Raw genomic sequence first — 22,227 nt, forward strand, 5'->3', positions numbered from 1 at the left:
GTCACGTCGGTCGCCACGATGTCGCGTCCGGCGCTCATCTCCCGCCCTCCCCAGTGCCACACGGGTTGATCTGTCCTTCGGGTGCCCCGAGGCTACCTCCGGTGCCTCAACGCCTGCTCAGGCCCGCCTCAGGAACCGCGCAGGCTTGCGGGCGCCGTCGACACTCCGTTCCGGCGCGGCGTGGCATGCTCGAACCATGCCGCTCGTCGCCCTCACCGGAGGCATCGCCTCCGGAAAGTCCACGATCGCCCGTCGCCTGGCCGAGCACGGCGCGGTCGTCGTCGACGCGGATCAGCTGGTCCGCGAGGTGCAGCAGGCCGGCTCGCCCGTGCTGGCCGCGATCGCCGAGACCTTCGGGGAACGGATGCTGCGCCCCGACGGAACCCTGGACCGCGCCGCCCTCGGCCGCCGGGTGTTCGGCGACGACGCGGCGATCGCGCAGCTCAACCGGATCGTCCACCCCGCCGTCCGCGCCGAGTCCGCGCGTCGCTTCGAGGAGGCGTTCGCCGCGGATCCGGACGCGGTCGTCGTCTACGACGTCCCGCTCCTCGTCGAGGCGCGCGTCGACGACCCCTGGCAGCTCATCGTCGTCGCGCACGCGCCCGAGGACGTCCGCCTCCGGCGCCTCGTCGAGCTGCGCGGCATGACCGAGGCCGACGCGACGGCCCGCCTCGCGTCGCAGGTGCCCGACGAGGCCCGCCTGCGGATCGCCGATGTCGTCATCGACACCGCGGGCTCGCTCGAGAGCACTCGGCGCCAGGTCGACGAACTGTGGGAGTCGCTCGACGCGCACGTCGCGCAGCGCGCCGGGCGCTCGTAGTCTGGAGACGGATCGAGGAGGTTCCGATGGCCGTGTTCTCGAGGTTCCGCCGTCGTCGCAAGACGCCGTACGGTGCGACGACCGAGGAGGAGCGCATCGCGCGCTACGTCTACCTCCTCAACACCCTGCCCGCGTCCGTGATCGAGAGCGCCCACGCGTCGGCCTTCGCCGACGTGCCGCCCGAGCGCCGGCGCGAGATGTTCGAGCAGCTGCGGCCGTTCCTCGCGGACTCCGAACGCGACGCGGCCGCGGAGGACCCCACCGTGATCGCCCGGCTCGTCCGCCGTGCCGAGGAGCACAAGGCGCGCCGGGCCGAGAGCCGGGGGGCGGATGCCGCGACCCAGGCCGCGACCGACCCGGCCCGCACGGCGGTCGGGGCCCTCGACCGCGACCCGCGCGACGACGTCGACGTGCGCTCGATGCTCGTGAACGCCGGCGCGCTGGCGATCGTGGCGAACCAGTTCCTGCTGTCGAGCTCGGTGGCCGCGTACTACACCGTCGGCGCCGGATCCCTGCAGCTGGGCGACGGCCCCGCCTGGATCGGCGACACGTACGACCCCGGCTCGGGCGGCTACGACGGCGGTGGTGGCGGTTTCGACGGCGGCGGCGGGTTCGACGGGGGCGGTTCCGGCGGCGGATTCGACGCCGGCGGCTTCGGCGGCGGATTCGACGGCGGCGGGGGCTTCGGCGGCTGAGTCCCGCACGCACCGGGGGCCGAGGCATCCGCTCGTCGCGAACGCCGCCCCGATGTCGGGGGTCGCGCCTACGCTGGATTGGTGCAGACCACTCGATCCGTGCGGCCCTTCGAGGTCGTGAGCGAATTCGCGCCGTCGGGCGACCAGCCCCAGGCGATCGCCGAGCTGGCGGCGCGCATCAACGCCGGCGAGACCGATGTCGTGCTGCTCGGCGCGACGGGCACCGGTAAGTCGGCGACGACGGCGTGGCTCGTCGAGGCCGTCCAGCGGCCCACCCTCGTGCTCGCCCACAACAAGACCCTGGCCGCGCAGCTGGCGAACGAGTTCCGCGAGCTCATGCCGCACAACGCGGTGGAGTACTTCGTCAGCTACTACGACTACTACCAGCCCGAGGCGTACGTCCCGCAGACCGACACCTTCATCGAGAAGGACTCGTCGGTCAACGCCGAGGTCGAGCGGCTGCGCCACTCGACGACCAACTCGCTGCTCAGCCGCCGCGACGTCATCGTGGTGAGCACCGTCTCGTGCATCTACGGCCTCGGTGCGCCCGACGAGTACCTGCGCGCCATGGTGGCGCTGCAGGTGGGCGAGGTCTACGACCGCGACGCGCTCATCCGCAAGTTCATCGCGATGCAGTACAACCGCAACGACGTGGACTTCTCGCGCGGCAACTTCCGTGTGCGCGGCGACACCATCGAGATCATCCCGGTCTACGAGGAGTACGCGATCCGCATCGAGATGTTCGGCGACGAGATCGAGGCGCTGTTCATGCTCCACCCGCTCACGGGCGATGTGGTGCAGCGGCTCGACAGCGTGCCGATCTTCCCGGCGTCGCACTACGTCGCCGGCACCGAGACGGTGCAGCGCGCGATCGGCACGATCGAGGACGAGCTCGCCGATCGGCTGAAGGAGCTCGAGTCGCAGAACAAGCTGCTCGAGGCGCAGCGCCTGCGCATGCGCACGACCTTCGACCTCGAGATGCTGCAGCAGCTCGGGTTCTGCTCGGGCATCGAGAACTACTCGCGCCACATGGACGGGCGCGCGCCGGGCGAGCCGCCGCACACGCTGCTCGACTTCTTCCCCGACGACTTCCTCATGGTGATCGACGAGTCCCACGTCACCGTCCCGCAGATCGGGGCGATGTACGAGGGCGACGCGTCGCGCAAGCGCACCCTCGTCGAGCACGGTTTCCGGCTGCCGAGCGCGCTCGACAACCGGCCGCTGCGGTGGGACGAGTTCAAAGACCGCGTCGGGCAGACGGTGTACCTGTCGGCGACCCCGGGCCGCTACGAGATGGGCATCGCCGACGGCGTGGTCGAGCAGATCATCCGCCCGACGGGTCTCGTCGACCCCCAGATCGTCGTGAAGCCGTCGAAGGGGCAGATCGACGACCTGCTCGAAGAGATCCGCCTCCGCGTCGAGCGCGACGAGCGCGTCCTCGTCACGACGCTCACGAAGAAGATGGCCGAAGAGCTCACCGACTTCCTCGGCGAGCACGGCGTGCGCGTGCGCTACCTGCACTCCGACGTCGACACGCTGCGCCGTGTGGAGCTGCTCAGCGAGCTCAGAGCGGGCGTCTACGACGTGCTGGTCGGCATCAATCTGCTGCGGGAGGGCCTCGACCTTCCGGAGGTCTCGCTGGTGTCGATCCTCGACGCCGACAAGGAGGGATTCCTCCGCAGCGGCACCTCGCTCATTCAGACGATCGGTCGCGCGGCCCGCAACGTCTCGGGTCAGGTGCACATGTACGCCGACACGGTGACCGACTCGATGGCCAAGGCCATCGAAGAGACCGATCGGCGTCGCGAGAAGCAGATCGCGTACAACACCGCGAACGGCATCGAACCGCAGGCGCTGCGCAAGCGCATCGCCGACATCACCGAGGTGCTCGCGCGCGAGGCGTCCGACACGGATCGCATGCTGCGGGGCAAGGCGGCGGCGAAGACCAAGTCCGGTGTCGGCAAGAGCCCGACCCCGCAGCTGCGGCGCGAGGGCATCGCAGCCGAGGGGGCGGAGCAGCTCGAGGCGACCATCGCCGACCTCAGCCAGCAGATGCTGGCAGCGGCGGGGGAACTGAAGTTCGAGCTCGCCGCGCGGCTGCGCGACGAGGTGCAGGACCTCAAGAAGGAGCTGCGCGCCATGGAGCGCGCGGGCCACGCCTGACCCTGCGACGTCGCTACGGGCAGTGCATGAGGGGCTTCGGCCCCGAGCGGTCGAACGTGTGCTGCGAGATGGGCGCGCCGCAGAGAGGGCACGCGCGCTCGGCCCGTTCCGCCTGGCTCGGCGGGGGAGTCGTCTCGTAGGGGCCGACGGCGGCCGGACCGGCGACGCGGATGAGGTTCGCATTGAGGAACGCGTACCAGCCGCCGGCTTCGCGCACGCGCTCGCGGAGCGGGCGACGGGCGGGGGTCGGGGCATCCGTGTCTGGCATGTTCCTTAGTGTACTAACGATTAGTGGACGATAGGATCACGTCGTGACGGATGCCGAACTCAGCCCCGACGACCTGCTCAAGCTCGACAACCAGGTGTGCTTCGCGCTGGTGACCGCGGCGCGCAACGTCGTCGGGCTCTACCGGCCGATCCTCGAGCCGCTCGGCCTCACGCACCCGCAGTACCTCGTGATGCTCGCGCTGTGGGAGCGGTCGCCCCGCTCGCTGCGCGAGCTCGCCGCCGAGCTCGCCCTGGAGCCGGCGACGCTCTCGCCCCTGGTGAAGCGCCTCGAGGCGCAGGACCTCGTCACCCGGTCGCGTCGCGACGACGATGAGCGCGTGCTCGACGTCCGCCTGACGGAGGCCGGCCGGCGTCTGCGCGGGCAGGCGCTGGAGGTTCCCGGCAAGGTGATGGCGAGCGTGGGGACGGATGCCGCGGCGCTCCTGGCGCTCCGAGACGCGCTGCAGCCCTTCGCCGGCGCCCGCTGATCCGGGCCACTCGGTACCGCGTCTTCGCCCACGGCGAACGGCTCCCAGCCCCCGTGTCGGAGGCCCCACCTAGACTTGTCGGGTGCCCATCGTCCCTGTCGCCCTGCCCGCAAACATGCCCGGGAACTCCGTCGGCGGTACCAGCGGAAAGCTCAGCGTCCGCGGTGCCCGCGTGCACAACCTCAAGGATGTCGACCTCGACATCCCGCGCGATTCGCTCGTCGTCTTCACCGGCCTTTCGGGCTCGGGCAAATCGAGCCTGGCGTTCGACACGATCTTCGCCGAGGGCCAGCGCCGCTACGTCGAGTCGCTGAGCGCGTACGCGCGGCAGTTCCTGGGCCAGGTCGATCGCCCCGACGTCGACTTCATCGAGGGCCTGAGTCCCGCCGTGTCGATCGACCAGAAGTCCACGAACCGCAACCCGCGGTCGACGGTCGGCACGATCACCGAGATCCACGACTACATGCGTCTGCTGTGGGCGCGCATCGGCGTGCCCCACTGTCCCGAGTGTGGCGCCGTCATCCAACGCCAGACGGTGCAGCAGATCGCCGACCAGCTCATGGAGCTGCCCGAGCGCACGCGCTACCAGATCGTCGCCCCCGTCGTCACCCAGAAGAAGGGCGAGTTCGTCGACCTCTTCAAGGAGCTCGGCGCGAAGGGGTATGCCCGGGCCATCGTCGACGGCGAGCTCATCCAGCTCGCCGAGCCGCCGGCGCTCAAGAAGAGCTACAAGCACGACATCGCGGTCGTGGTCGACCGTCTCGTCGCGGCTCCCGGCATCCTGGACCGCGTCACCGACTCCGTCGAGACCGCGCTGTCGCTCGCGGGCGGCGTCGTGCAGGTCAACTTCGTCGATGAAGAGGGGGATGCCGCGTGGCAGTCCTTCTCCGAGAAGCTGGCGTGCCCGAACGGCCACCCGCTGCAGCTCACCGAGATCGAGCCGCGCACGTTCTCCTTCAACGCGCCGTTCGGCGCGTGCCCCGCGTGTTCGGGCCTCGGGACACGCATGTCCGTCGACGTCGAGCTCATGCTCGGTGACGAGGATCTGTCGATCCGCGAGGGCGTCCTCATCCCGTGGACGACGCAGGGCAAGGGACTCTTCCAGTACTACGAGCGCCTGCTCGAGGGACTCGCAGCTGACCTCGCCTTCTCACTCGACACGCCGTGGAAGCGCCTCCCGTCCGAGGTGCGCGAGGCGGTGCTGCGCGGTGAGAACTACAAGGTCACGGTGAAGTGGAAGAACCGCTACGGCCGCGAGATGCGGTACTCGTCGGGCTTCGAGGGCGTCGTGCCCTACATCGAGCGGCAGTACACGCAGGCAGAGTCCGACACGCAGCGCCAGCGCTGGTCGGAGTACCTCCGCGAGGTGCCGTGCCCCGTGTGCGACGGTGCCCGGCTCAAGCCCGAGGTGCTGGCCGTGCAGGTGCACGGGCATTCCATCGCGGATGCCTCGCGCCTGAGCCTCGGCGAGGCGCGTGAGTACTTCGCCCAGCTGACGCTCACCGAGCGGGAGGCGACGATCGCCGCGCAGGTGCTGCGCGAGATCCGCCTCCGGCTGGACTTCCTCATCCGCGTCGGCCTCGACTACCTGAGCCTGAGCCGCGCCGCGGCGACGCTCTCGGGCGGCGAGGCGCAGCGCATCCGGCTCGCGACCCAGATCGGCTCGGGCCTCACCGGCGTGCTGTACGTGCTCGACGAACCGTCGATCGGCCTGCATCAGCGCGACAACCGCCGCCTCATCGAGACGCTCGTGGCGCTGCGCGACCTGGGCAACACGCTCATCGTCGTCGAGCACGACGAGGAGACGATCCACGCCGCCGACTGGGTGGTCGACATCGGCCCCGGCGCGGGCGTCAACGGCGGTGAGGTCGTGCACTCCGGCCCGATCGGCGAGCTCCTCGCCGATCCCGACTCGATCACCGGCGACTACCTGTCGGGCCGCCGCTCCATCCCCACTCCGAAGAAGCGCCGCAAGATCGACAAGAAGCGTCAGGTGACGGTCGTCGGCGCGCGCGAGAACAACCTCAAGAACGTCACGGTCGACTTCCCGCTCGGCGTGCTCACCGCGGTCACCGGGGTCAGCGGCTCGGGCAAGTCCTCGCTGGTCAACGGCATCCTGTACCAGGTCCTCGCGACGCGTCTCAACGGCGCCCGCCGGGTCGCCGGCAAGCACACGCGCGTGACCGGGCTCGACAACCTCGACAAGGTCGTGCACGTCGACCAGGCGCCGATCGGCCGCACGCCGCGGTCGAACCCGGCGACCTACACCGGGGTGTTCGACCGAATCCGCACGCTGTTCAGCGAGACCCCCGAGGCCAAGGTGCGCGGCTACCAGCCGGGCCGGTTCAGCTTCAACGTCAAGGGCGGCCGCTGCGAGGCGTGCTCCGGCGACGGCACGATCAAGATCGAGATGAACTTCCTGCCCGACGTGTACGTCGACTGCGAGGTCTGCCACGGCAAGCGGTACAACCGCGACACCCTGGCAGTGCACTACAAGGGCAAGAACATCGCCGAGGTGCTCGAGATGCCGATCGCTGAGGCGGCGGAGTTCTTCGAGCCGATCCAGGCGATCCACCGCTACCTGAAGACGCTCGTCGACGTGGGTCTCGGCTACGTGCGGCTCGGCCAGTCGGCCACGACGCTCTCGGGCGGCGAGGCGCAGCGCGTGAAGCTCGCGACCGAGCTGCAGCGGCGCACGAACGGCCGGTCGATCTACGTGCTCGACGAGCCCACGACGGGTCTGCACTTCGAAGACGTGCGCAAGCTCCTCGAGGTGCTCAACGGCCTCGTCGACAAGGGCAACACCGTCATCGTCATCGAGCACAACCTCGACGTCATCAAGTCGTCGGACTGGGTGATCGACCTCGGGCCCGAGGGCGGCGCCGGTGGCGGGCAGATCATCGCGACGGGCACGCCCGAGCAGGTCGCGCGCGCCGAGGGCAGCCACACCGGCGCGTTCCTCGCCGAGGTGCTGGGGCTTCGCGCCCCGACGCACGCGGTCACCGAGCTCGTCGAGGCCCGCAAGGCCGGCTGAGCCGCATGGCGCGCTCCGCTCCCACCGTCCCGTACAAGCCGAAGCCGGGCGAGATCCCGACGAATCCCGGGGTCTACCGCTTCCGCGACCGCGACGGACGTGTGCTGTACGTCGGCAAGGCGAAGAACCTGCGCGCCCGGCTGTCGAACTACTTCGCGCCGCTGCACACGCTCCACGAGCGCACGCGGCGGATGGTGACGACCGCGGCGTCCGTCGAATGGACCGTCGTCGCGACCGACGTCGACTCGCTGCAGCTCGAGTACCAGTGGATCAAGGAGTTCGATCCGCCGTTCAACGTCCGCTACAAGGATGACAAGTCGTACCCGTTCATGGCGATCACGCTCGCCGACGAGGCGCCGCGCGTCATCGTGACACGCAACCGCCGCATCCCGGGGGCCAAGTACTTCGGCCCGTACCCGAAGGTGTGGGCCGTGCACGACACGATCGACCTGATGATCAGGGTGTTCCCGATCCGCACCTGCAGCGATTCGTCGTACAAGAAGGCGATGGCCACCGGGAGGCCGTGCTTCCCCGGGCAGATCGGCCGCTGCGGCGGGCCGTGCTCGATGAAGGTCACCATCGAGGAGCACCGGGCGATCGTCGACGACTTCATCGCGTTCATGTCGGGGGGCGATCAGCGCTTCACCCGGGAGCTCACCGCGCGCATGCGCGAGGCGTCCGCCGCGATGGACTACGAGGCGGCCGCCGTCTATCGCGACAGGCTGCAGTCGATCGACGCCGTGCTGAACCGCAGCGCGCTCGTTCTCGCCGCGGACACCGACGCCGACCTCTTCGGCATCGCCGAGGACGAGCTGGCCGCCACGGTGCAGCACTTCGTGATCCGCGGCGGCCGCGTGCGCGGTGTGCGCGCGACGACGATCGAGAAGGAGCTCGACATCACCGGCGGCGAACTCGTCGACCAGGTCCTGCAGCGCACATACGGCAACGCCGCAGGCGCCGACATCCCGAAGCAGGTGCTCGTGCCGGCCATGCCCGACGACGCCGCCGACCTCGAGGAGTGGCTGCGTGGGCGCCGTGGCAAGGCCGTGACCATCCAGATCGCCCAGCGCGGCCGCAAGGCCGACCTCATGCGCACCGCCACGCTGAACGCCCAGCAGGCGCTGATGCTCCACAAGACCCGCCGCACCAGCGACTACGTCGCCCGCAGCCAGGCGCTCACCGATCTGCAGGAGGCCCTCGACCTGGTCGAGGCGCCGCTGCGCATCGAATGCTTCGACGTGTCGCACCTGAGCGGCACGAACGTCGTGGCATCGATGGTCGTCTTCGAGGACGGCCTGCCCCGCAAGGACCAGTACCGCTCGTTCGGTGTCGCCGAGACCACCGACGACACCGACTCGCTCTACCAGGTGCTCACACGCCGGCTCGCGTACCTCGATCGTCCGGAGGAGAACGAGCCGGAGGGTGCACCCGACCCGACAGCGGACGGCGAGGTCGTGACCGAGCGGCGCCGCCCGCGCTTCGCCTACCGCCCGCAGCTGCTGGTGGTCGACGGCGGCAAGCCGCAGGTCGAGGCGGCGGCGCGGGCGCTCCGCGATGCCGGCCACGAGGAGATCGCGCTGTGCGGCATCGCCAAGCGCCTCGAGGAGGTGTGGCTGCCAGGGGAGGAGTACCCCGTCATCCTGCCTCGCACGTCGGAGGCCCTGTACCTGCTGCAGCGGCTGCGCGACGAGGCCCACCGCTTCGCGATCACGCACCAGCGCAAGCGCCGCCGCCGCGACATCCAGAGCGTGCTCGCGGAGGTGCCGGGCCTCGGCGAGGCGCGCATCAAGGCGCTGCTGCGCCACTTCGGGTCGGTGTCGGCGCTGAAGAAGGCGACGCCGGAGGAGATCGCCGAGCTTCCGGGCGTCGGCCCCAAGCTCGCGTCGGCCGTCCACACCCATCTCGCGCAGCCGGCCGCGCTTTCCGACGCGTCATAGCGCCCGTCGCGCCGACGAGCGGCCGTCCGGTATGACTAGGCTTGTCGGGACGGGGGTGGTCATGGGCGAGGCGACACGTCAGGACGTCGGAGAAGTGCTGATCGTCACGGGGATGTCGGGCGCCGGGCGGTCCACCGCGGCGAACGCGCTGGAGGATCTCGACTGGTACGTCGTCGACAACCTCCCCCCGCAGATGCTCAAGCCGCTGCTCGACCTCACCGAGCTCGCCGGGGGAGTGCTGCCCCGGGTCGCCGTCGTGGTCGACGTGCGCGGCCGGGACCTCTTCTCGGACCTTCCCGACGCGATGCGCGCGCTCCGCGAGCGCCGCCAGATCCGCGTGCTGTTCCTGGATGCCTCCAACGAGGTGCTCGTGCGGCGCTTCGAGGCCGTGCGGCGCCCGCATCCGCTGCAGGGCGACGGCACGATCCTCGACGGCATCCGTCGCGAGCGTGCGCGCCTCGCGGCCGTCCGTGAGAGTGCCGACGTCATCATCGACACGTCGTCGTACAACATCCACCAGCTGGCCACCAAGGTCGCCGACCTCTTCAGCGAAGAGGGCGCGGCCCGGCACACGGTGACGCTCCAGAGCTTCGGCTTCAAGTACGGGCTGCCACCGGACGCCGACATCGTGGCCGACATGCGGTTCCTCCCGAACCCGTTCTGGGACGAGCGTCTTCGCCCCTTCACGGGGGAGGACGAGGAGGTGCGCGAATACGTCCTCGGCCAGGAGGGCGCGGAGGAGTTCCTCGACGCGTACAGCGCCGCGCTGCGTCCCGTGCTCGAGGGGTACCAGCGCGAGAACAAGAGCCACTCTGTCGTCGCGATCGGCTGCACCGGCGGGAAGCACCGCTCGGTCGTGATGGTGCGCGAGCTCGCGCAGCGCCTCGCGAGCGTTCCCGGCGTCGCCGTCCGCGTGACGCATCGCGATCTCGGACGCGAGTGACGAGCCCGCCCGGCCGGAGCGGCCGGGTAGGCTTGACGGTCGTTCCCGCAAGACCCATGAAGGAGACCCGTGTCGCTGACCGCTGACGTGAAGGCCGAGCTGATCACCGTGCGAGACCCGCGCCCTACGGCACGGGTGGCGGAGCTCACGTCGCTGCTGCGATTCTCGGGAGGCCTGCACTCGATCGCCAACCGCGTCGCGGTCGAGGCCGAGCTGGACTCCGACATCCTCGCTCGCCGCACCGCCCGCGACCTCATGGAGCTCTACGGCGTGCGCCCCGAGCTCGTCCACGTGCAGGGATCGGGTGCACGCACGGGCAGTCATTACGCCGTCCGCGTGATCGAGGGCGGCGAGACGCTCGCCCGTCAGACCGGCCTGCTCGACCAGCGCCGCCGCCCGGTCCGCGGCCTTCCCAACAAGCTCACCACCGGGTCGCGCGGCGACCTCGCTGCCATCTGGCGCGGCGCGTTCCTCGCTGCCGGAACGCTCAGCGACCCGGGCCGCTCGGCTGCGCTGGAGATCACCTGCCCGTCGTCTGAGGCCGCGATGGCGCTCGTCGGCGCCGCCCACCGGCTCGGCATCGCCGGCAAGGCGCGCGAGGTGCGCGGCATCCCGCGCGTCGTCGTGCGCGAGGGCGAGGCGATCCGCGCCGCCCTGGCCGCCATGGGCGCCGTGCGCGCCGCCGGCGAGTGGGACCAGATGCGCCAGCGCCGCGAGGTGCGCGCGGGCGTCAACCGGCTCGTGAACTTCGACGACGCCAACCTGCGCCGCTCGGCGCAGGCCGCCGTCGCCGCCTGCGCGCGCGTCGAGCGCGCACTCGAGATCCTCGGCGACGAGGTGCCCGACCATCTCCGTCAGGCGGGCGACCTGCGTCTCGCGCACCGCGACGCGAGCCTCGACGAGCTCGGGCACCACGCCGACCCGCCGCTCACGAAGGACGCCGTCGCAGGCCGCATCCGCCGCCTCCTCGCGATGGCCGACAAGAAGGCCGAGGCCGAGGGGCTTCCGGGCACCGAATCAGCCGTTCCCGCCGGTATCGAGGACTGACAGCGCCGCACGGATGCCGCGGGCCGCGGCTGGGCCCACGCGCCCGAGGCTCCGCGCAGCGCGAAGCGATGCGTGGAGGGGGCGTGGGGACCGTCTTCCCGTCTTCCACACGTCACACACGGAAGCAACCCCGCCTCGCGGGTGTTGCCGCTCAGTAGGATGAAATCCGTCACCCTCGCTGCGCCGGGGACTTCGGCGCGCGCCGACAGGAAGAAGAGAACATGGCGAAGTACACCTTGCCCGACCTCCCTTACGACTACGCCGCACTCGAGCCGCACATCAGCGGCAAGATCATGGAGCTGCACCACAGCAAGCACCACCAGGCGTATGTGACCGGCGCGAACACCGCGCTGGAGCAGCTGGCCGAGGCGCGCGAGACCGGCAGCCTCGCGAACGTGAACAAGCTCGAGAAGGACCTCGCGTTCCACCTCGGCGGTCACGTCAACCACTCGATCTTCTGGACCAACCTGTCGCCCGAGGGCGGCGGCGAGCCGGAAGGCGAGCTGCGCGCAGCCATCGACGAGTTCTTCGGCGGCTTCGACAAGTTCCAGGCGCATTTCACCGCCGTGGCCAACGGGATCCAGGGTTCCGGCTGGGCCGTCCTCAGCTGGGACCCGATCGGCGAGCAGCTCATCATCCAGCAGCTGTTCGACCAGCAGAGCAACACCGCGCAGGGCACGATCCCGATCTTCCAGCTCGACATGTGGGAGCACGCCTTCTACCTCGACTACCTCAACGTGAAGGCCGACTACGTCAAGGCCGTCTGGAACATCGCGAACTGGCAGAACGTCGCGCAGCGCCTCGACGCCGCCCGCCAGAAGACCTCCGGCCTGCTGGTACTGTCCTAGTTAGCGCGGCCGTCCCGGCGGGGCAGCCCGCCGGGACGCCGTTGTCCTCGTTCGCATCGCAACAACCGCGCATTCGCGCACGACACATCTCAGGAGAAACTCCGTGACTGTCAAGATCGGCATCAACGGCTTCGGCCGAATCGGACGCAACTACCTCCGCGCGGCTCTCGCGCAGGGCGCGGACCTCGACATCGTGGCGGTGAACGACCTCACCGACAACAAGACGCTGGCGCACCTGCTCAAGTACGACTCGGTGGGCGGCGTGCTCGACGCCGAGGTCTCGTACGACGCGGACTCGATCACCGTCGGCGACAAGAAGATCAAGGTCTTCGAAGAGCGCGACCCCGCGAACCTGCCCTGGGGCGAGCTCGGCGTCGACATCGTCATCGAGTCCACGGGCCGTTTCACCAAGGCGGCTGACGCCAAGAAGCACGTCGAGGGTGGCGCGAAGAAGGTCCTCATCTCGGCTCCCGCGACAGGTGACGACGTCACCGTCGTGATGGGCGTGAACGAGGGCGACTACGACCCCGCGAACCATGTCATCATCTCGAACGCCTCGTGCACCACGAACTGCCTCGCACCCCTCGCGAAGGTCTTCAACGACGCCTTCGGCATCGAGCGCGGCTTCATGATGACGGCGCACGCCTACACCGCCGACCAGAACCTGCAGGACGGCCCGCACAGCGACCTGCGTCGCGCGCGCGGCGCGGCGATCAACATCGTCCCCGCCTCGACCGGTGCCGCCAAGGCGATCGGCCACGTGCTGCCCGAGCTCAACGGCAAGCTGAGCGGCTCGTCGTACCGTGTCCCGGTTCCCACCGGCTCGATCGTCGACCTCACCATCGTCACGCCGACCGAAGGCCTCACGGTCGAGCAGGTCAACGCCGCCTACAAGGCTGCGGCCGCCGACGGCCGCCTCGCCGGGTACCTGCAGTACACCGAGGACCCGATCGTCTCGAGCGACATCCAGGGCAACCCGCACTCGTCGATCTTCGATGCGGAGCTCACGAACGTCAGCGGCAACCTGGTCAAGGTGTCGGCCTGGTACGACAACGAGTGGGGCTACTCCAACCGCCTCGTCGACCTCACCGAGTACGTCGCCGAGAGCCTGTAACCACCGCCATGGCTCTGCGCACCCTCGATTCGCTGGGTTCGCTGGCCGGCAAGCGCGTCATCGTCCGTGCTGATCTGAACGTTCCTCTCCAGGACGGGATCATCACGGACGATGGCCGTGTGCGGGCCACGCTCCCCACGCTGAACTCCCTGATCAACCAGGGCGCCCGCGTCATCGTCTGCTCGCACCTCGGCCGCCCGGACGGCGCTCCCGACCCGAAGTACAGCCTCGAGCCGGTCGCCCAGCGCCTCTCGGAGCTCCTCGGCAAGCCTGTCGCGTTCGCGCGCGACACGGTGGGGGAGTCGGCCCGCGAGGCGGTCGCCGCCCTCGAGGACGGCGACGTCGCGATCATCGAGAACCTCCGCTTCAACCCGGGTGAGACCGCCAAGGACGACGCGACCCGTCGCGCGTTCGCGCAGGAGCTCGCCACGCTCGGCGACGTCCTCGTCTCCGACGGGTTCGGCGTCGTGCACCGCAAGCAGGCGTCGGTGTACGACCTCGCCGAGCTGCTCCCGTCGGCGGCCGGCTTCCTCATCGAGAAGGAGGTCGACGTCCTCGACCGCCTGACCGAGAACCCCGAGCGGCCGTACACCGTCGTGCTCGGCGGCTCGAAGGTCAGCGACAAGCTGGGCGTCATCGACCACCTGCTGCCGCGCGTCGACCGTCTGCTCGTCGGCGGCGGCATGCTGTTCACCTTCCTCGCGGCACAGGGCCACAAGGTCGGCTCGAGCCTCCTCGAGGCCGACCAGCTCGATACCGTGCGCGAGTACATGCGGCGCGCCGAGGAGTCGGGCGTCGAGCTCGTGCTCCCGACCGACGTCGTCGTCGCCTCGAAGTTCGGCGCCGACGCGGAGCACGTCGTGACGCCCGCCGACGGCATCGAAGACACGGCGTTCGGGTCAGCGGGCCTCGGGCTCGACATCGGCCCCGACACCGCCGAGCGGTTCGCGGCGCTGGTGCGCGACTCGAAGACGGTGTTCTGGAACGGCCCGATGGGCGTGTTCGAGCTCGCGCCGTTCGCGGCGGGCACCCAGGCGGTCGCGCAGGCTCTCACCGAGGTCGACGGCCTGTCGGTCGTCGGCGGCGGCGACTCCGCCGCGGCCGTCCGCCAGCTCGGATTCGCCGACGACGCCTTCGGTCACATCTCGACCGGCGGCGGCGCCAGCCTCGAGTTCCTCGAGGGCAAGAAGCTCCCCGGACTGGAGGTCCTCGGATGGCAGTAGCAGGCCGCACCCCGCTCATCGCGGGCAACTGGAAGATGAACCTCGACCACCTGCAGGCGGTCGCGTTCGTGCAGAAGCTGCATTGGACCCTGAAGGACGCCAAGCACGACGACGGATCGGTCGAGGTCGCGGTGTTCCCGCCCTTCACCGACCTGCGCACCGTGCAGACGCTGCTCGACGCCGACAAGATCCCGTTCGCCCTCGGCGCGCAGGACCTGTCGGCGCACGACTCGGGCGCGTACACCGGCGAGATCTCGGGTGCGTTCCTGGCCAAGCTCGACGCGAAGTACGCCATCATCGGCCACTCCGAGCGTCGGCAGTACCACGACGAGACCGACGAGGTCGTGGGCTCGAAGGTCAAGGCCGCGCTCAAGCACGGCCTCGTGCCCGTGATCTGCGTCGGCGAGACCAGCGAGGACCTGGAGAAGTTCGGCGCGAGCGCCGTGCCGGTCAGCCAGCTGTCCGTCGCACTCGAAGGGCTGAAGGCCGACGCCGACATCGTCGTCGCCTACGAGCCCGTCTGGGCCATCGGCTCGGGACAGGCCGCGACGCCGGAGCAGGCGCAGGACGTGTGCGCCAAGCTCCGCGAGGTCATCGGCGAGAAGCTCGGCGCAGACGCTGCAGCGCGCACGCGCGTGCTCTACGGCGGGTCGGTGAAGTCCGCGAACATCGCGAGCTTCATGCGCGAACCCGACGTGGACGGTGCCCTGGTCGGCGGTGCGAGCCTCGTCGTCGACGAGTTCGCCGCGATCATCCGCTACCAGAAGCACGTCGGGGTCTGACCCCGCGGCCGGCGGGCGGTGAGGAATCCTCACCGCCCGCCGGCCTACACGTATACTTGACCCTTGTGCGATCGGCGAACGATCGCAGCGAAAGGCTTCAACGACTGTGCAGATCCTCGAGTTCGTCCTGCAGGTGCTTCTCGGCATCACGAGTCTCCTGCTGACTCTCCTCATCCTGCTCCACAAGGGGCGCGGCGGCGGCCTGTCCGACATGTTCGGCGGCGGCATGACGTCGGCGCTCGGCTCCTCGGGCCTCGCAGAGCGCAATCTCAACCGGTTCACGGTGGTGCTCGCCCTGGTGTGGTTCGCCTCGATCGTCGCGCTCGGCCTGATCACGAAGTTCCAGGCCCTCTGATGGCCACCGGAGGCAACGCGATCCGCGGCACCCGCGTCGGTGCCGGACCGATGGGCGAGCAGGACCACGGCTTCCACGCCGAGCGCGTGGCCGTCTCCTACTGGGACGCCCTCGGCAACGAGACCGTGCGCTACTTCGCGGCGGGCATCCCCGAGGAGGAGATCCCCGACACGATCGACTCGCCGCACTCCGGCCTGCCGGCCGGTCGCGACAAGGAGAACCCTCCGGCCGTCGCGAAGACCGAGCCGTACAAGACCCACCTCGCGTACGTGAAGGAGCGCCGCACCGAGGAAGAGGCCGAGACCCTCCTCGACGACGCGCTGAAGCAGCTGCGCGAGCGCCGCGGCCAGGACTGAGTCACCGTACAGACATACGAGAAGAGCGGATGCCGAGGCATCCGCTCTTCTCGTATGTCCGGCGTCAATACTCCCGGTCGATGAGGTCCGGCGGCACCTGGGCGGCGGCGGCCTGGTCGACGAAGAACGTCGTGCGCTTGCGGCCCTTCGCGCCGGCGGCCGGCACGCTCGCGTAGCTGGCGCCCGCGAGAGCGAGGCCCAGGGCCGCCGCCTTGTCGGCGCCCGCCAGCACGAGCCACACCCGCTTCGAGCTGTTGATGACCGGGCGCGTCATGGTGATGCGCTCCGGCGGGGGCTTGGGGGAGTCGCGCACCGCGACCACGGCGCGATCCGTGATCTGGATCTCGGAGCGGTCCGGGAAGAGCGAGGCGATGTGCCCGTCGGGCCCGACGCCGAGGAAGCACACGTCGAACGATGGCCAGGCGCCTTCGGCACCCGGGAAGCGCGCGAGCTCCTCGGCGTACGCCGCGGCGGCGGCGTCGAGGTCGGCGCCGTCGTCGCTCCCGAGGGTCGCGTGGATGTTCTCCTCGGGGATCTCGAGATCGTCGAGGAACGCCTCACGGGCCTGGCGATCGTTGCGGTCGGCGTGGCCGAGCGGAACGAAGCGCTCGTCGCTCCACCAGAAGTGCACCCGCGACCAGTCGATGCGCGCCGCGCGCGGATTGCGCGCGGCGGCGGCGAGCACGGCCGAACCCATCGATCCGCCGGTGAGCGAGATGTGCGCGAGCTTGCCCTCGTCGATCCGCTTGATCACCCGGCTGAGGAAGCGGGGCGCGACCGATTCGGCCAGTGCGGCGGGATCGGAGCTGATGATGACGCGTTTCTCTGCCCAGCCCTCAGGCATCCGTCTGCATCCCGTTCGTCAGCCGCGCACCGCTCATCAGGCCTGCGTCCCCTTCGTCGCCGGGGGGTCGAGCAGCTCCCAACCCTCGGTGATGACTCGACCATACAGGACGTCCGGGTCGAGTCGACGAAGCTCCTCCGCGAGGCATTCGCGGAGCGTCCGGCGGGGGAACGCGAGGTCGTGCGTCGGCTGGCCGGGCTGCGTGAGGATCGCCACACCGGGCGTCGGGCGCTCGAGGAGCACCTCGCCGCTGGGGCGGACGAGGGCGACCGACTTGATGCCGTGCGGCCACTCTTCGGCGTCGAGGTACGCCCAGTCGACCGGCACGTCGAGGGTGAGGCGCAGCCACGCCGCCAGGAGCGCGGTGGAGGGCGAATCGGACGCCCCGCGCACGCGCACGCCCACGACGGGCTCGTACGGCGGCTGGTCGAGGATCGCCGCCAGCTGCTCGCGCCAGCGCGTCAGGCGCGTCCACGCGAGGTCGGTGTCGCCCGGCGCGTACTGCTCGCCGAGGTCGGCGACCCAGGCCGACGGGTCGGACTTGGTCGCGGCATCCGTGATCCGGCGCTGCGCGATGCGGCCGATCGACGTCTTGGAGATGTGGTCGGGGGTCCGGTTGGGCCACCACACCACCACGGGGGCGTCGGGGAGCAGAAGACCGGTGACGAGGCTCTCAAGGTTCGAGCGGCCGGCGTCTCCGAACGCGCGCAGCGTGACGACCTCGCTCGCGCCCGCGTCGCCGCCGACGCGGATCTGCGCGTCGAGGCGGGACTCGCCGTCGCCGGAGTCCGGGATCATGAGCACGATGACGCGCATCGGGTGCTCGCGCGACGCGTCGTTCGCGGCCTCGATGACCTCTTCGACGGCGCCCTCACGCGTCAGGATGACGAGCGTCAGCACACGGCCGAGCGCGACCGCCCCGCCTTCCTCGCGCACGTTGACCAGTGCGCGGGAGATCTTGCTGACGGTGGTGTCGGGAAGGTCGACGATCACGGGCGCCTCCAGGTGCGGCCATCGCGGGAGAGCATCTCGTCCGCGGATTCCGGGCCCCACGACCCGGGCGAGTACTGTTCGAGCGGTCCGCCCTGGGCGTCCCAGAACTTCTCGATCGGGTCGAGGATCTTCCACGACAGCTCGACCTCTTCGTGCCGCGGGAACAGCGGCGGGTCTCCGAGCAGCACGTCGAGGATCAGGCGCTCATAGGCCTCGGGGCTGGCCTCGGTGAACGCGTGGCCGTAGCCGAAGTCCATCGTGACGTCGCGCACCTGGGCGCCGGCACCGGGCACCTTCGAGCCGAAGCGGATCGTGACGCCCTCGTCGGGCTGCACGCGGATCACGAGGGCGTTCTGGCCCTGACCCGAGGTCTGGCTGCGCGAGAACAGCAGCTCGGGCGCGCGCTTGAACACCACGGCGATCTCGGTGACGCGGCGGCCGAGGCGCTTGCCGGTGCGCAGGTAGAACGGCACGCCGGCCCAGCGGCGCGTGTTCACCTCGAGCGTGACGGCGGCGTAGGTCTCGGTCGTGGACTGCGGGTTCATGCCGTCTTCCTCGAGGAAGCCGAGCACCTTCTCGCCGCCCTGCCATCCGCCGGCATACTGACCACGGGCGGTCGAGCGCGCGAGGTCGGCCGGCAGCGTGACGGCCGCGAGGACCTTCTCCTTCTCGGCGCGGAGGTCCTTCGCGTCGAACGAGATGGGCTCCTCCATCGCGGTGAGCGCCATCAGCTGCAGCAGGTGGTTCTGGATGACGTCGCGTGCGGCCCCGACACCGTCGTAATACCCGGCGCGGCCGCCGACTCCGATGTCTTCGGCCATCGTGATCTGCACGTGGTCGACGTAATTGCGGTTCCAGATCGGCTCGTACAGCTCGTTCGCGAAGCGCAGCGCCAGGATGTTCTGGACCGTCTCCTTGCCGAGGTAGTGGTCGATGCGGAAGATCGAGTCCGTCGGGAACGCCGAGCGGAGCACGTCGTTGAGAGCGCGCGCCGACTCCTGGTCGTGGCCGAACGGCTTCTCGATGACGACACGGCGCCAGCGGTCGGGCTGGTCGGCGGTGTCGTCGACGAGCCCCGACGCCTTCAGCTGCTCCGCCACGAGCGGGAACGCCTTCGGCGGGATCGACAGGTAGTACGCGTGGTTGCCCATCGTTCCGCGCTCGGTGTCGAGCTTGTCGACGGTGTCCTTCAGACGGCGGAAGGCTTCCGGGTCGTCGAACTCGCCCGAGACGAAGCGGATGCCCTGGAGCAGCTGCTGCCACGTCTCGTCGCGGAATTCGGTCCGCGCGTGCTGGCGCACGGCGTCGTAGACGACCTTGGCGAAGTCCTGGTCCTCCCAGTCTCGCCGCGCGAAGCCGACGAGGGCGAAGCCGGGAGGCAGCAGCCCGCGGTTGGCGAGGTCGTAGACGGCGGGCATGAGCTTCTTGCGGGAGAGGTCTCCCGTGACGCCGAAGATGACGAGCGCGCTCGGGCCGGCGATGCGGTTGAGGCGACGGTCTTCGGGGTCGCGCAGCGGGTTGTGCCCGCGCGAGATCTCGACGGTCATGGGGGGATCGAACTCCTACTGTGCCGCTTCGAAGAGCGAGAGCACTTCGATCTGGGGGTCGGTGAGGGTCAGGGTCACGACGGGACGGCCGTGGCCTTCGGCGAGCACGGCCGCGTCGCCCGCGGCCTGCGCCTGGATCAGCTGGCCGAAAGTGAACGGCCGGCCGGGGATCTCGAGGTCGACATCGGTTCGCTCGAGAATCTGCACGAACACGCCGTTCGCCGGGCCGCCCTTGTGGTACTGGCCCGTCGAGTGCAGGAACCGGGGGCCCCAGCCGAACGTGGTCGGACGAGTGGAGTCCGCGGCGACGAGCTCGCGCAGGCCCGAGAGCTGGCCGAGCTCGAGGCGGTTGACGTACGCCTGGATCGCGACGTAGCCGTCCTCGGGAAGGCGCGCCCAGAGCGCGTCGAGCACACCTGCGACGGTTCCGGATGCTGCAAGCTCGGAGTCCGAGACGCGCACCTCGACGCCCTCCACGGCGAACGCCGGGGCGGTGGGCTCAGGACGCGCATCGAGCAGACCACGCGCCGCGACCTTGGCGGACTCGACGTCGGGCTGGTCGAACGGGTTGATGCCCAGCATCCGTCCCGCGATCGCCGTCGCGTACTCCCACACCACGAATTGCGCGCCGAGCGAGCCGCTCACGAGGATCTCGCCCTCGTGGTGCTCGAACAGGTGGAACTTCTTGGCCTCGTCGACCAGCCGCACGATCTGCAGATCGGCGGGCTTCGCGTCGACCTCGGGGGAGACCGGCAGCAGGACGACCGGCAGGATCCCGGTGCCCTCCTTGCCCGTCGACTCGGCGACGAGCTGCTCGATCCAGTCCGGGAGTCCGGCGATGTGGGTGCCGTCGGTGATGAGGCCGAGCTTGTCCTTGCGCGGCTCGCCACCGGCGATCGCCGCGGCGAGCACGAGCGCCGGGTTGTCGGGGCTGTCGATCGACACCTCGAGCAGCGACGCCTCGGCCTCGTCGAGGAGCTCCGAGATGTCGGCGCCCGCGAGACCGGCCGGCACGAGTCCGAACGCGGTCAGCGCCGAGTAGCGGCCCCCGACGGTCGGGTCGGCGTTGAACACGGTGTACCCGTCGGCGCGGGCCTCCTGGTCCAGCGGCGAGCCCGGGTCGGTCACGACGATGATCCGCTCGGCCGGGTCGATGCCGAGGTCGCGGAAGGCGGCCTCGAACGCGCGCTTGGCGGAGTCCGTCTCGACGGTCGAGCCCGACTTCGATGACACCACGAGCGCGGTGCGCGTGAGGTCGCCGGCCTCTGCGTCGCCGTCGATCGCGGCGAGCACCTGGCCGGGCGCGGTCGAGTCGAGGATGACCAGCGGCGCCCCTGAGGTCTGTGCGATGACCTCGGGCGCGAGCGACGAGCCGCCCATGCCCGCGAGCACGATACGGGTGACGTTGCGCGCGTGCAGACGCTCGCGCAGCGCCAGGATCTCGGGGACGAGCGGACGCGAGACGCTGACGGCCTCGGTCCACCCGAGTCGACGGGATGCCTCGTCCTCCGCCTCGGGACCCCACAGCGACGAGTCGCCGCCGGTGATCCCCGACGCCACCAGGCTCGCGACGAGCCCGGGAAGCGTCTGCTCGACGACCGACTTGACGTGCCCCGACAGGTGGATGTCGAAGCTCATCGGGTGGCCTGGAGTGCGTCCTCGAGGGCCGCCTTCACGGTGCCCTGCAGGTCGTGCCAGGAGGCGATGAACTTGCTGACGCCCTCGTCCTCGAGCACCTGCGTGACGTCGGCGAAGTCGACGCCGACGGCGGCGAGGTCGGCGAACACCTGGTGCGCGGCCTCGTAGGTGCCGGTCACGGTGTCTCCGGCGATCTGGCCGTGGTCGAAGGTCGCCTCGAGGGTCTTCTCCGGCATCGTGTTGACGGTGCCGGGGGCGACGAGCTCGGTGACGTACAGCGTGTCGGGGAGGTTCGGGTCCTTGACGCCGGTCGAGGCCCACAGCGGACGCTGGGCGTGGGCCCCGGCATCCGTCAGCGCCTTCGCGCGGTCGGTGGCGAACTCCTTCTCGTACAGCTCGTACGCGAGGCGCGCGTTCGCGACGCCGGCGAGGGACTTGAGGCCCGCGGCCTCGTCGGTGCCGATCGCGGCGAGGCGCTTGTCGACCTCGGTGTCCACGCGCGAGACGAAGAACGACGCGACGGAGTGGATCTTCGAGACGTCGTGACCGTTCGCCTGTGCCTGCTCGAGGCCCGCGAGGTACGCGTCGATGACCTCGGCGTAGCGCTCGAGGCTGAAGATCAGCGTCACGTTGACCGAGATGCCCTCGGCGAGCACCGCGGTGATGGCGGGCAGGCCGGCCTTCGTCGCGGGGATCTTGATGTGCACGTTGGGCCGGTCGACCTTCGCCCACAGTTCCTTCGCCTGCGCGATGGTCGCGTCGGTGTCGTGGGCGAGGTCGGGGGAGACCTCGATCGACACGCGGCCGTCCACGCCGTTCGTGGCGTCGTAGACGGGACGGAAGATGTCGGCCGCGTCGCGCACGTCGTCGGTCGTGGCAGCGAAGATCGCGTCGTCGACCGTCGCGCCCGCCTTGGCGAGCTCGGCGATCTGGCCGGCGTACGAGTGTCCGCCGCCGCCGATCGCGCCCTGGAAGATCGTCGGGTTCGTCGTGACGCCCGACACATTGCGCGTCGAGATGAGTTCGGTCAGGTTGCCCGAGGTGATGCGCTCGCGCGACAGGTCGTCGAGCCAGATGCTCACGCCTTCGGCGACCAGCTTCTCAGTGGGGGTGCTCATTCTGCCTTCTCCTCG

The 22,227-nt window shown here is 70.1% G+C and carries 20 protein-coding genes; 14 read left to right on the plus strand and 6 right to left on the minus strand.

Going from position 1 to position 22,227, the window contains the following annotated elements; all coding sequences use genetic code 11:
• Positions 1-196 precede the first annotated feature (196 nt).
• From coaE to uvrB, 3 genes are all read left to right on the plus strand, one after another.
• Positions 197-820 (plus strand): dephospho-CoA kinase, encoded by a 624-nt coding sequence (gene coaE, locus ASF40_RS05050; protein WP_056367144.1) that lies wholly within the window; start codon positions 197-199, stop codon positions 818-820.
• 26 nt (positions 821-846) lie between these two features.
• Entirely contained in the window at positions 847-1,515 is a 669-nt protein-coding gene (locus ASF40_RS05055) for a hypothetical protein (RefSeq protein WP_056367145.1), read from the plus strand.
• Positions 1,516-1,596: 81 nt separating this feature from the next.
• On the plus strand, positions 1,597-3,678 hold the full coding sequence (uvrB, locus tag ASF40_RS05060) for an excinuclease ABC subunit UvrB (RefSeq protein ID WP_056367146.1): 2,082 nt from the start codon (positions 1,597-1,599) through the stop codon (positions 3,676-3,678).
• 13 nt (positions 3,679-3,691) lie between these two features.
• On the opposite strand, the gene ASF40_RS05065 is transcribed toward uvrB, so the two are convergent.
• Complete coding sequence (locus ASF40_RS05065; RefSeq protein ID WP_056367147.1) at positions 3,692-3,946, minus strand: hypothetical protein; 255 nt, start codon at positions 3,944-3,946, stop codon at positions 3,692-3,694.
• A gap of 43 nt (positions 3,947-3,989) precedes the next feature.
• Here ASF40_RS05065 and ASF40_RS05070 point away from each other — a divergent pair, with 43 nt between their 5' ends.
• The 11 genes from ASF40_RS05070 (at position 3,990) to ASF40_RS05120 (ending at position 16,072) form a co-directional block, all read left to right on the plus strand.
• Positions 3,990-4,433 carry a MarR family winged helix-turn-helix transcriptional regulator gene (locus ASF40_RS05070; RefSeq protein ID WP_056367148.1) on the plus strand — a complete coding sequence of 148 codons (444 nt, stop codon included), beginning with the start codon at positions 3,990-3,992 and terminating at the stop codon, positions 4,431-4,433.
• Positions 4,434-4,515: 82 nt separating this feature from the next.
• Complete coding sequence (gene uvrA, locus ASF40_RS05075) at positions 4,516-7,467, plus strand: excinuclease ABC subunit UvrA (protein WP_396654110.1); 2,952 nt, start codon at positions 4,516-4,518, stop codon at positions 7,465-7,467.
• A gap of 5 nt (positions 7,468-7,472) precedes the next feature.
• On the plus strand, positions 7,473-9,404 hold the full coding sequence (uvrC, locus tag ASF40_RS05080) for an excinuclease ABC subunit UvrC (RefSeq protein WP_056367149.1): 1,932 nt from the start codon (positions 7,473-7,475) through the stop codon (positions 9,402-9,404).
• 61 nt (positions 9,405-9,465) lie between these two features.
• On the plus strand, positions 9,466-10,347 hold the full coding sequence (rapZ, locus tag ASF40_RS05085; protein WP_056367150.1) for an RNase adapter RapZ: 882 nt from the start codon (positions 9,466-9,468) through the stop codon (positions 10,345-10,347).
• Positions 10,348-10,416: 69 nt separating this feature from the next.
• Positions 10,417-11,394, plus strand: a complete 978-nt coding sequence (gene whiA, locus ASF40_RS05090; protein ID WP_056367151.1) for a DNA-binding protein WhiA — start codon at positions 10,417-10,419, stop codon at positions 11,392-11,394.
• A 221-nt stretch (positions 11,395-11,615) separates the two neighbouring features.
• Entirely contained in the window at positions 11,616-12,242 is a 627-nt protein-coding gene (locus ASF40_RS05095) for a superoxide dismutase (RefSeq protein WP_056367152.1), read from the plus strand.
• 103 nt (positions 12,243-12,345) lie between these two features.
• Entirely contained in the window at positions 12,346-13,356 is a 1,011-nt protein-coding gene (gene gap / locus ASF40_RS05100) for a type I glyceraldehyde-3-phosphate dehydrogenase (protein ID WP_056367153.1), read from the plus strand.
• Positions 13,357-13,364: 8 nt separating this feature from the next.
• On the plus strand, positions 13,365-14,579 hold the full coding sequence (locus ASF40_RS05105; RefSeq protein WP_056367154.1) for a phosphoglycerate kinase: 1,215 nt from the start codon (positions 13,365-13,367) through the stop codon (positions 14,577-14,579).
• On the plus strand, positions 14,570-15,361 hold the full coding sequence (tpiA, locus tag ASF40_RS05110) for a triose-phosphate isomerase (protein ID WP_056367155.1): 792 nt from the start codon (positions 14,570-14,572) through the stop codon (positions 15,359-15,361). Before ASF40_RS05105 ends, tpiA begins: the two co-directional genes overlap by 10 nt.
• A 106-nt stretch (positions 15,362-15,467) precedes the next feature.
• On the plus strand, positions 15,468-15,716 hold the full coding sequence (gene secG, locus ASF40_RS05115) for a preprotein translocase subunit SecG (protein ID WP_045298839.1): 249 nt from the start codon (positions 15,468-15,470) through the stop codon (positions 15,714-15,716).
• Complete coding sequence (locus ASF40_RS05120) at positions 15,716-16,072, plus strand: RNA polymerase-binding protein RbpA (RefSeq protein WP_056367156.1); 357 nt, start codon at positions 15,716-15,718, stop codon at positions 16,070-16,072. The genes secG and ASF40_RS05120 overlap by 1 nt, the downstream gene beginning before the upstream one ends.
• A gap of 64 nt (positions 16,073-16,136) precedes the next feature.
• Here the strand turns inward: ASF40_RS05120 and pgl are convergent, their stop codons facing one another.
• From pgl to tal, 5 genes are read right to left on the minus strand one after another with little or no spacing between them, the layout of a single operon-like run.
• Positions 16,137-16,916, minus strand: coding sequence for a 6-phosphogluconolactonase (gene pgl / locus ASF40_RS05125; RefSeq protein ID WP_056367157.1), 780 nt, complete (start codon positions 16,914-16,916; stop codon positions 16,137-16,139).
• Between the two features lie 36 nt (positions 16,917-16,952).
• A complete protein-coding gene (locus tag ASF40_RS05130; RefSeq protein ID WP_056367158.1) occupies positions 16,953-17,909 on the minus strand; it encodes a glucose-6-phosphate dehydrogenase assembly protein OpcA in 957 nt (318 codons plus the stop codon).
• Positions 17,906-19,456, minus strand: a complete 1,551-nt coding sequence (gene zwf, locus ASF40_RS05135; RefSeq protein ID WP_056367159.1) for a glucose-6-phosphate dehydrogenase — start codon at positions 19,454-19,456, stop codon at positions 17,906-17,908. The genes ASF40_RS05130 and zwf overlap by 4 nt, the downstream gene beginning before the upstream one ends.
• A 15-nt stretch (positions 19,457-19,471) precedes the next feature.
• Positions 19,472-21,094: a glucose-6-phosphate isomerase gene (locus ASF40_RS05140; RefSeq protein ID WP_056367160.1), complete on the minus strand. Its 1,623-nt coding sequence runs from the start codon at positions 21,092-21,094 to the stop codon at positions 19,472-19,474.
• Positions 21,091-22,212: a transaldolase gene (gene tal / locus ASF40_RS05145; RefSeq protein WP_056367161.1), complete on the minus strand. Its 1,122-nt coding sequence runs from the start codon at positions 22,210-22,212 to the stop codon at positions 21,091-21,093. Before tal ends, ASF40_RS05140 begins: the two co-directional genes overlap by 4 nt.
• Between the last annotated feature and the right edge of the window lie 15 nt (positions 22,213-22,227).

It is taken from the genome of Microbacterium sp. Leaf288 (genome assembly GCF_001422925.1).
Taxonomy (GTDB): Bacteria; Actinomycetota; Actinomycetes; order Actinomycetales; family Microbacteriaceae; genus Microbacterium.

Excerpts from the sequence above, each read along its gene's own strand:
- coaE (WP_056367144.1), top strand. The coding sequence starts at position 197 with ATGCCGCTCGTCGCCCTCACCGGAGGCATCGCCTCCGGAAAGTCCACG.
- ASF40_RS05055 (WP_056367145.1), top strand. The coding sequence starts at position 847 with ATGGCCGTGTTCTCGAGGTTCCGCCGTCGTCGCAAGACGCCGTACGGT.
- ASF40_RS05065 (WP_056367147.1), bottom strand. The coding sequence starts at position 3,946 with ATGCCAGACACGGATGCCCCGACCCCCGCCCGTCGCCCGCTCCGCGAG.
- uvrC (WP_056367149.1), top strand. The coding sequence starts at position 7,473 with ATGGCGCGCTCCGCTCCCACCGTCCCGTACAAGCCGAAGCCGGGCGAG.
- rapZ (WP_056367150.1), top strand. The coding sequence starts at position 9,466 with ATGGGCGAGGCGACACGTCAGGACGTCGGAGAAGTGCTGATCGTCACG.
- ASF40_RS05095 (WP_056367152.1), top strand. The coding sequence starts at position 11,616 with ATGGCGAAGTACACCTTGCCCGACCTCCCTTACGACTACGCCGCACTC.
- ASF40_RS05105 (WP_056367154.1), top strand. The coding sequence starts at position 13,365 with ATGGCTCTGCGCACCCTCGATTCGCTGGGTTCGCTGGCCGGCAAGCGC.
- tpiA (WP_056367155.1), top strand. The coding sequence starts at position 14,570 with ATGGCAGTAGCAGGCCGCACCCCGCTCATCGCGGGCAACTGGAAGATG.
- ASF40_RS05120 (WP_056367156.1), top strand. The coding sequence starts at position 15,716 with ATGGCCACCGGAGGCAACGCGATCCGCGGCACCCGCGTCGGTGCCGGA.
- pgl (WP_056367157.1), bottom strand. The coding sequence starts at position 16,916 with ATGCCTGAGGGCTGGGCAGAGAAACGCGTCATCATCAGCTCCGATCCC.
- zwf (WP_056367159.1), bottom strand. The coding sequence starts at position 19,456 with ATGACCGTCGAGATCTCGCGCGGGCACAACCCGCTGCGCGACCCCGAA.
- ASF40_RS05140 (WP_056367160.1), bottom strand. The coding sequence starts at position 21,094 with ATGAGCTTCGACATCCACCTGTCGGGGCACGTCAAGTCGGTCGTCGAG.
- tal (WP_056367161.1), bottom strand. The coding sequence starts at position 22,212 with ATGAGCACCCCCACTGAGAAGCTGGTCGCCGAAGGCGTGAGCATCTGG.